The sequence below is a fragment of the Moorena sp. SIO3B2 genome, assembly GCF_010692525.1.
Classification (GTDB): domain Bacteria; phylum Cyanobacteriota; class Cyanobacteriia; order Cyanobacteriales; family Coleofasciculaceae; genus Moorena; species Moorena producens.
In genome coordinates, this window is sequence record NZ_JAAHHE010000328.1 from 1 (window position 1) to 6,629 (window position 6,629).

Sequence of the window (6,629 nt, forward strand, 5' to 3'; positions counted from 1 at the left end):
GATCCGAAGTTCCCTGTTCTCCCAAGACCCGTGACGTTCCCGTTTGAAATTGCTTTACTGATTACATTGGTTGAGCTGATGGGTTTAGTTAAATGGCAGAGCCTCAATGTATCAAATTCTACCGAAGTTCCTCAAAAAATCTAGTATGTTCAATGAATTATGATGAAACCTCATACACCTTAGACAAATCATGCGGATTGAGCAGTTGCAGGCATTTCTGGCAGTCACCCAGACCGGTAATTTTGGACAAGCGGCACAAAAATGCGGCGTAACACAATCGACTATTAGTAGACAAATTCAGTCTCTGGAAAGCCATCTGGGTATGCCACTGTTTCATCGCACTGCTCACGCCAAGTTGACTCTTGCAGGGGAACAGCTTTTACCCCGTGCTCGTAAAATCTGTCAAGAGTGGCAAACTGCTACCCAAGAATTAGCAGATTTGATCGCAGGTAAGCAGCCAGAATTGTGTGTAGCAGCAATCCAATCAGTCTGCGCTCACTATTTGCCACCGATCTTAAAGCAATTTTGTCGAGCCTATCCTCAAGTGCAATTACGAGTGACGGCCCTCGGAAGCGATCGCTCTTTGAAGGTACTGCGAGATGGTCTAGTGGATGTGGCAATTGTGATGAACAATCGCTTTTTGACCACTAGTTCAGAGATGGTAGTTGAGGTACTCTACGAAGAGCCCATCGAAGTCCTGATGGCATCAGACCATCCCTTAGTCAACTATAAAGCAGTGCCCTGGTCAGAACTGATTAAATACCCACAAGCAGTCTTTAAAAGTGGCTACGGGATGCAACGTTTAGTACAGCAGCAGTTTTCCCGCCTAGGGGCTAATTTGCGGGCAGTTATGGAGTTAAATACCCTAGAAGCATTCCAAGGAGTAGTGCGCCAAGGAGAATTGATTGCCCTATTGCCCAAATCAGCCGTGATCAATGTACAGCAAGACTCTACTTTGGCTGTGCGTACCCTAGAAAAACTACCAGAATCCCTGGCTAGCTCCAACAAACTAGTAGGTAACGTCTCTGCCTTGGATTCCAACTGGACTCGTCAGGTGGTCTTGGTCACGACTCGCGATCGCTTAGATATTCCACCAATTCAGCATTTTTGTAAACTGGTGCGTCAGCTGGACATGCCAACAGTTCAGGCTTGGAACCTCCAGCTGCCAGCCCTTGCTCAAGCTTGATCACTGTTTCCAGCTTTGGACTAATCACCGATGAGTAATGCCTTCAGGGAATTATTAAAGAAAGTGGGCAGTGGTGTGCACACTGGCAAAGCGTTAACTCGTGAGGAAGCCACCACTGCAACCCGCCTCATGTTGACACAAGAGGCTACACCAGCGCAAATTGGAGCATTTATGATTGCCCACCGCATCAAACGACCGACCAGTGAAGAACTGGCAGGGATGTTGGATGCTTATGACCAACTTGGACCAAGGTTACACCCCTGGGACATCAACCATGGGCAAGATACCTCTCGGTCAGTTTCTTCTTCTCCATCCCTGGGGGTTACAGCGTTAGGAACACCCTATGATGGACGAAGCCGTACTGCACCAGTCACACCCCTGACCGCCTTAGTCTTAGCTACTGCTGGGGTACCTGTGGTCATGCATGGGGGAGATTGTATGCCCACTAAGTATGGAGTCCCCTTAATTGAGATTTGGCAGGGATTGGGCATGGATTTCTCCCAACTTTCTGTGCCCCAGGTGCAACAAGTATTGGAGACAACTGGCTTAGGATTTATCTATTTACCCCAGCATTTTCCCCAAGCTCATCAGTTAGTTTCCTACCGCGACCAAATCGGTAAACGTCCACCCATAGCAACCATGGAACTCCTCTGGTCTGCCTATAGAGGAGAAACTCATTATGTGGCCGGGTATGTTCATCCACCTACAGAAAATCTGTTTAGACAGACATGTCAGCTGCGTCTGGTCAAGAATTTTACCTTTGTCAAAGGCTTAGAGGGTAGCTGTGACCTACCACGCGATCGCACTGCCATCATAGCGATTAGTCAACCATCAGCCAGTCAAGGGTTTGAACGTCTGCTACTCCATCCGAGTGAATACGGTTTGGCTGGCAAGGAGGTACCGTTTGAGTCAACCACTAAACTGCTGGCACAGTACCAGGAAATCCTAAAGGGTAAATCCAACCCATTGATGCCAGCCGCGATCTGGAATGGTGGCTTTTATCTGTGGCGTTGTGGTGTTTGCCCAGATTTTAGAGCAGGTCTGGCCAGGGCTGAAGATTTATTCACCAGTGGTAATGTGGAGCAAAAATTTAAGGAAATTGTTGATTACTTACACAAGCTTAAATAAACAGAAGGTAAGTATTCAACTATCAGCTATCAGCTATCAGCTTATGTGCTACTTGATGTGCTTATGGGCTATGGGCAATCTAAATGAAGTCCCAGCGTCGAAGCCTGTGCCACCCACGCTACTTGATGTGCTTTTGAATAAAACAAGTAAGCATTGGTTTAATCTCTGTTACGTCAGCCATTCCCTTAGCGTGAGCCAAGGGAATGGCTGACGGCTGACGGCTGACGGCTGAATGCTTACACTCAACCAAATTACTGAACCAAGGTTCTTGCCGGAGGTGGCGCAAAGGTCGGAGACAATTGGGAGGGATATTGATTAACAGAAATACAAGTGTTTAGAGCCTTGTCAGGGCTAGCGACATTGGCACTATTCAAGCCAATAACACATTCAGAAAATTGCTCTGGCAGGAGGCTACGACGGCAGTGATCCAGCACTGAGTTAGCATTTATGTTTTCAATCTTATTGTCAATATCAACCACACAGCTAGCCAATTCCAAAGGTCGTCGGACTCGTGTACAAGCACCTAAGGCTTTTTGGCCTGCTAATGAGGTCAGTACCTTAATTTTCAGTACACACAAGGATAAATCCTCAGGTTGTAGTGCCTCTGAACAAGCTTGTGATGCGATTTCTGAAGTGATATTGGCCGCTTTAAGATCTTTGGCACACAAACTAAATTGATTCCCAGCAGTGGCAGCACCATTAGGAATCCCTAGGGTTACTAGGCCAGCGATTGCCAACTGAGTAGTACAAAATTTCAATAAAGATGTATGTCTAAACCTGCTTTGCTGCTTCATAATTAGTCTTAGTGGATAAAATTTTATAAGCTATCAATTATAAACGCTCAATTATAAACAATCAAGGTATTGATTATGTTAGACGTTGATTAGGGTTCCGTGGTAAATCCATCACTAACTACCAATCAACTTAGCTCGTTTTTAACAACTTGCTATGATAGTCGATATTTTCAACCCCTAATCTGACAATTAGTCATTCTTTGTAAGCTATCTCTAAGGTAAGCTCTCAGCTCTCAGCTCTCAGCTCTCAGCTCTCAGCTCTCAGCTCTCAGCTCTCAGCTTTTGAATAAAACAAGTAAGTATTGGTTTAATCTATGTTACGTCAGCTGACCGCTGACCGCTGACCGCACCTCAAGCAGCGTGCGCGTAGCGCATATGCTTACTCCCTAAGGAATATCTAATCTGTTTATACCTATGCCTATGCGATTCTACCAGTTTTTAAGTCAAACAGTTCGCTCACTTTACTCTAATAGGCAGGGGACTGTACTCCTAATGCTAATGGCATTGTGTGTCAGTTGCTCCCAAAAAAAATCCCCTGACCTTGAGTTAGAACTCAGTGTGAAACCGGCCAGTCGTCCTGGTGCGTATACTGTATCGGGTACTAGTAATCTACCTGACCAAAGTCAAATTGCTGTAGCTGCTATTCGCTATTTGCGTCCGACACAACAGCCTTTATTTGGTTCTAACCCCCTAGGCACTTATTCGATTTTGGATCGCCAAGTTGTTGAAGTAAACGAGCAGGGTCAATGGCAAGCTAGGCTTAACCTATGGGAGGTAGCACCAGATGGTCGCCTTCAGGAAGCTTGGCAAATCAATCAATCACAAGGACGATTCTCGGTTAGCCCCAATAATAGTGTCTCTTTCTTAGCTACCTATGAGCCCTATGGTCACCTAGGAAGGGCTGAAGAGCAACAGCCGCAGATTCCAGAGATGGAAGGTGACCTCGTCCGATTTAATAATGATGGTCAACCTTACGTAAAGGCGAGTTACACCCTACCGATAGCGCTACCTAGTGGCAGGAAATCAGTACCTAGCATTAGGGCAGCAGAACGCAATGGTGGCTGGGGAAACCGCTCAGAACTTAAACCCCAACCATCGGTTAGTGGTAGTATTCGCCCACAAACCAATTTAAAAAATCAAAACAATACTCCACTCTCGCCGTCAGAGTTTTTCCGATAAGACAAAACCTTTATCTTGGTTCATAGTTCATGGTCATGGTTCATGGTTGGTCACTATCAAGCCTGAACCATGAATAATATTAATAATAATACTAATTATAATACTCAGCCACACTGTGCAGGCTCTTACTGAAATACCCTAACAGTTTTATTTAATTAGCGCTATGGTCGCGTTTTGTTGGCGCTTTTTGTGGAAACGCTCACGGTGATCTCAATCGTGACAATCTAGTAATTGGCGAATGCCAAATTAGTCCATCGATAAATCGAGGTTACAATTATAGATTCGGAAGGCAGAAATGGTCAACCAAATTCAGCAATTTTAACTAATTACCAACAGTAAACTATTTATACATAACTATCTGGAGTCAATTCCAGTAGATGCTTTTTAGCTTATGGTTGGATCAGGATGCACCCTAATCGTCTATCAACTTGTCTTAAAAGTTCTTAACCCTTGACAGACCAGGACTTAACAAGTTGTTTGGATGGGTGATTCGCTACAGGTACCTCAATCCCTCGACTTCTCTGTGTGCCATCAAGGGCGGATTGTAAAGAAGCCATCTGAGCCATAATTGTTTGAAGTTGAGTGTTGAGTTGCTCCAGCTGCTCAGGTTTTGGTGAACTCACCTCAATAGGTTGGGTGACTACAGGTTTTGTGCGCACAAAACCTAAAAACGTTTGTGCTGAGGCAAACTTCTGGGTTACATCCTCTACAGACCTTGTCGGGGCTGTTATGGAAGGCTCTTCAACAAAATTCGACCTAGTCACTAGAGTTTCAAAGACTGGCTGGGATTCAAGGCTGTTATCCCGAGTTTCTATAACGTTTTCTATAACTTTGTCCGTAACGTTTTCCGGAACCTTTTCCGTAACGTTTTCTATAACTTTGTCCGTAACGTTTTCCGGAACCTTTTCCGTAACGTTTTCTATAACTTTGTCCGTAACGTTTTCCGGAACCTTTTCCGTAACGTTTTCTGTAAATGTTTTCGGGGTTTCTGCCTCATCTATAAAATCAGTGAGTCCAGAAGCTGCCAAACTCGACAGAGAAAGCTTAAGGTCTTCTAATTCTTTTTCTTTTGCCTGGATACCCTCAGCTAGAGTGGAAACTTTGTCCTGAGTTTGAGCAAATTTATGGGAGGAGTCTTGCCACCCTGAAATTGCCAAACTGGCTACACCGACTCCCAAACTCAAGGCTCCAACCAAGCCTAGGTAAGGGGGAGCAAGATCCTTAACTTCACCATCCATCCACTGTTCTCCCTGAATGCGAATGGAAACTGGTTGTGAGCCAAAAATTGCTACTGGTAAGGACAGTACTGACAAGACCGCTGCTGCAAGAAGAACGGGTTTGAAAAGGAATTTATTCAGAGGAGAGCCTGACATGTTTTATAGTTAACTGTTAAAACTACTCGTGTTACTATTTACCTCAAGGGCTGTGAGAGAAATTCCGCATAGTACGGTTTTTTGACTCTGGCTAGCATCTTGGCTTTTAAGTAGTGACCTTGAGAAACTGCATGCTTTGAGTACCTGACTTTTTGCTTCTTCTAAAGTTAACCATGTCTATCAGCCATTTTCCGTAAATTACTTGTGAATAGTCCCAGCAGATTGTAAATTTTCTGTGAACTCTTTATAAAAGTTAGCTTATATAGGCTATTTTAGCGCAAAAATGGAGGCAATCAGAATAAAACAACCGTTTTTAGCCAAATATCGGGATTAAATTGCTCTAATTAGCCAAAAAGCCAGCTTCAGCTAGCTTTTTTAGGTAGCTACTAGTGGGAAGTCTAATCCCTCCGATCGGTCACTTGTAGGGTAAAATCACTAATACCCAAATCATCGTGTCACCAATGAACACCCTGATCAGGAATCGGTTAAGGCCATTGAGAGCAATTTAGATAACAATTTAGATTTAGATAACGCTGATGGTGGTATGATTTCATCACCAAGACTACATGCGATCGCTAACTCGGGAGTGGCACTCTTCTTGCGGAAAAGTTAAACCTTACTTACTCATAATAGCAGTTCTCAATTGGCTGAGGTACCTCGTCCTGGGTTAATGGGAATAGGGAATAGGGAATAGGGAATAGGGACTAGGGAATACCTAGGCAGCACTGTCTTGGGGAGCTAGTTGCTAATCTGACTCCCCATCTCCCCACACCTCCCACACCTCCCACACCTCCCACACCTCCCACACTTCCCATATTATCCCCATTTCCCCACACCTGCCGCGCCCCCGCCTCAGACTATTTCCTGATCCAAAGTTCCCTATTCCCTACACGCAGCCTTATTAATTAACGTTTCATCAATCGCTATCATCAACAACTCATTTACAGATATCCCCGATGCTTTCGCCAT

6 protein-coding genes are annotated in these 6,629 nt (G+C 44.7%); 3 read left to right on the forward strand and 3 right to left on the reverse strand.

Annotation, left to right across the window (positions count from 1 at the left end; translation table 11 throughout):
• Positions 1–190 precede the first annotated feature (190 nt).
• Complete coding sequence (locus F6K38_RS32670; RefSeq protein ID WP_008182619.1) at positions 191–1,186, forward strand: LysR family transcriptional regulator; 996 nt, start codon at positions 191–193, stop codon at positions 1,184–1,186.
• A gap of 30 nt (positions 1,187–1,216) precedes the next feature.
• On the forward strand, positions 1,217–2,314 hold the full coding sequence (locus F6K38_RS32675; RefSeq protein ID WP_287247969.1) for an anthranilate phosphoribosyltransferase family protein: 1,098 nt from the start codon (positions 1,217–1,219) through the stop codon (positions 2,312–2,314).
• A 118-nt stretch (positions 2,315–2,432) separates the two neighbouring features.
• Here the strand turns inward: F6K38_RS32675 and F6K38_RS32680 are convergent, their stop codons facing one another.
• Positions 2,433–2,564: a hypothetical protein gene (locus F6K38_RS32680; RefSeq protein WP_267872019.1), complete on the reverse strand. Its 132-nt coding sequence runs from the start codon at positions 2,562–2,564 to the stop codon at positions 2,433–2,435.
• Position 2,565: 1 nt separating this feature from the next.
• Complete coding sequence (locus tag F6K38_RS32685; RefSeq protein WP_008182615.1) at positions 2,566–3,108, reverse strand: hypothetical protein; 543 nt, start codon at positions 3,106–3,108, stop codon at positions 2,566–2,568.
• Positions 3,109–3,606: 498 nt separating this feature from the next.
• On the opposite strand from F6K38_RS32685, the gene F6K38_RS32690 reads away from it, so the two are divergent.
• The gene (locus F6K38_RS32690) at positions 3,607–4,287 is read left to right on the forward strand and encodes a hypothetical protein (protein ID WP_131827039.1); all 681 of its coding nucleotides are present in this window, start codon (positions 3,607–3,609) and stop codon (positions 4,285–4,287) included.
• Positions 4,288–4,730: 443 nt separating this feature from the next.
• On the opposite strand, the gene F6K38_RS32695 is transcribed toward F6K38_RS32690, so the two are convergent.
• On the reverse strand, positions 4,731–5,660 hold the full coding sequence (locus F6K38_RS32695; protein ID WP_287263428.1) for a hypothetical protein: 930 nt from the start codon (positions 5,658–5,660) through the stop codon (positions 4,731–4,733).
• Between the last annotated feature and the right edge of the window lie 969 nt (positions 5,661–6,629).

Coding starts and splice junctions, on each gene's coding strand:
- F6K38_RS32695 (WP_287263428.1), bottom strand. CDS start 5,660: ATGTCAGGCTCTCCTCTGAATAAATTCCTTTTCAAACCCGTTCTTCTT.
- F6K38_RS32675 (WP_287247969.1), top strand. CDS start 1,217: ATGAGTAATGCCTTCAGGGAATTATTAAAGAAAGTGGGCAGTGGTGTG.
- F6K38_RS32670 (WP_008182619.1), top strand. CDS start 191: ATGCGGATTGAGCAGTTGCAGGCATTTCTGGCAGTCACCCAGACCGGT.
- F6K38_RS32690 (WP_131827039.1), top strand. CDS start 3,607: ATGGCATTGTGTGTCAGTTGCTCCCAAAAAAAATCCCCTGACCTTGAG.
- F6K38_RS32685 (WP_008182615.1), bottom strand. CDS start 3,108: ATGAAGCAGCAAAGCAGGTTTAGACATACATCTTTATTGAAATTTTGT.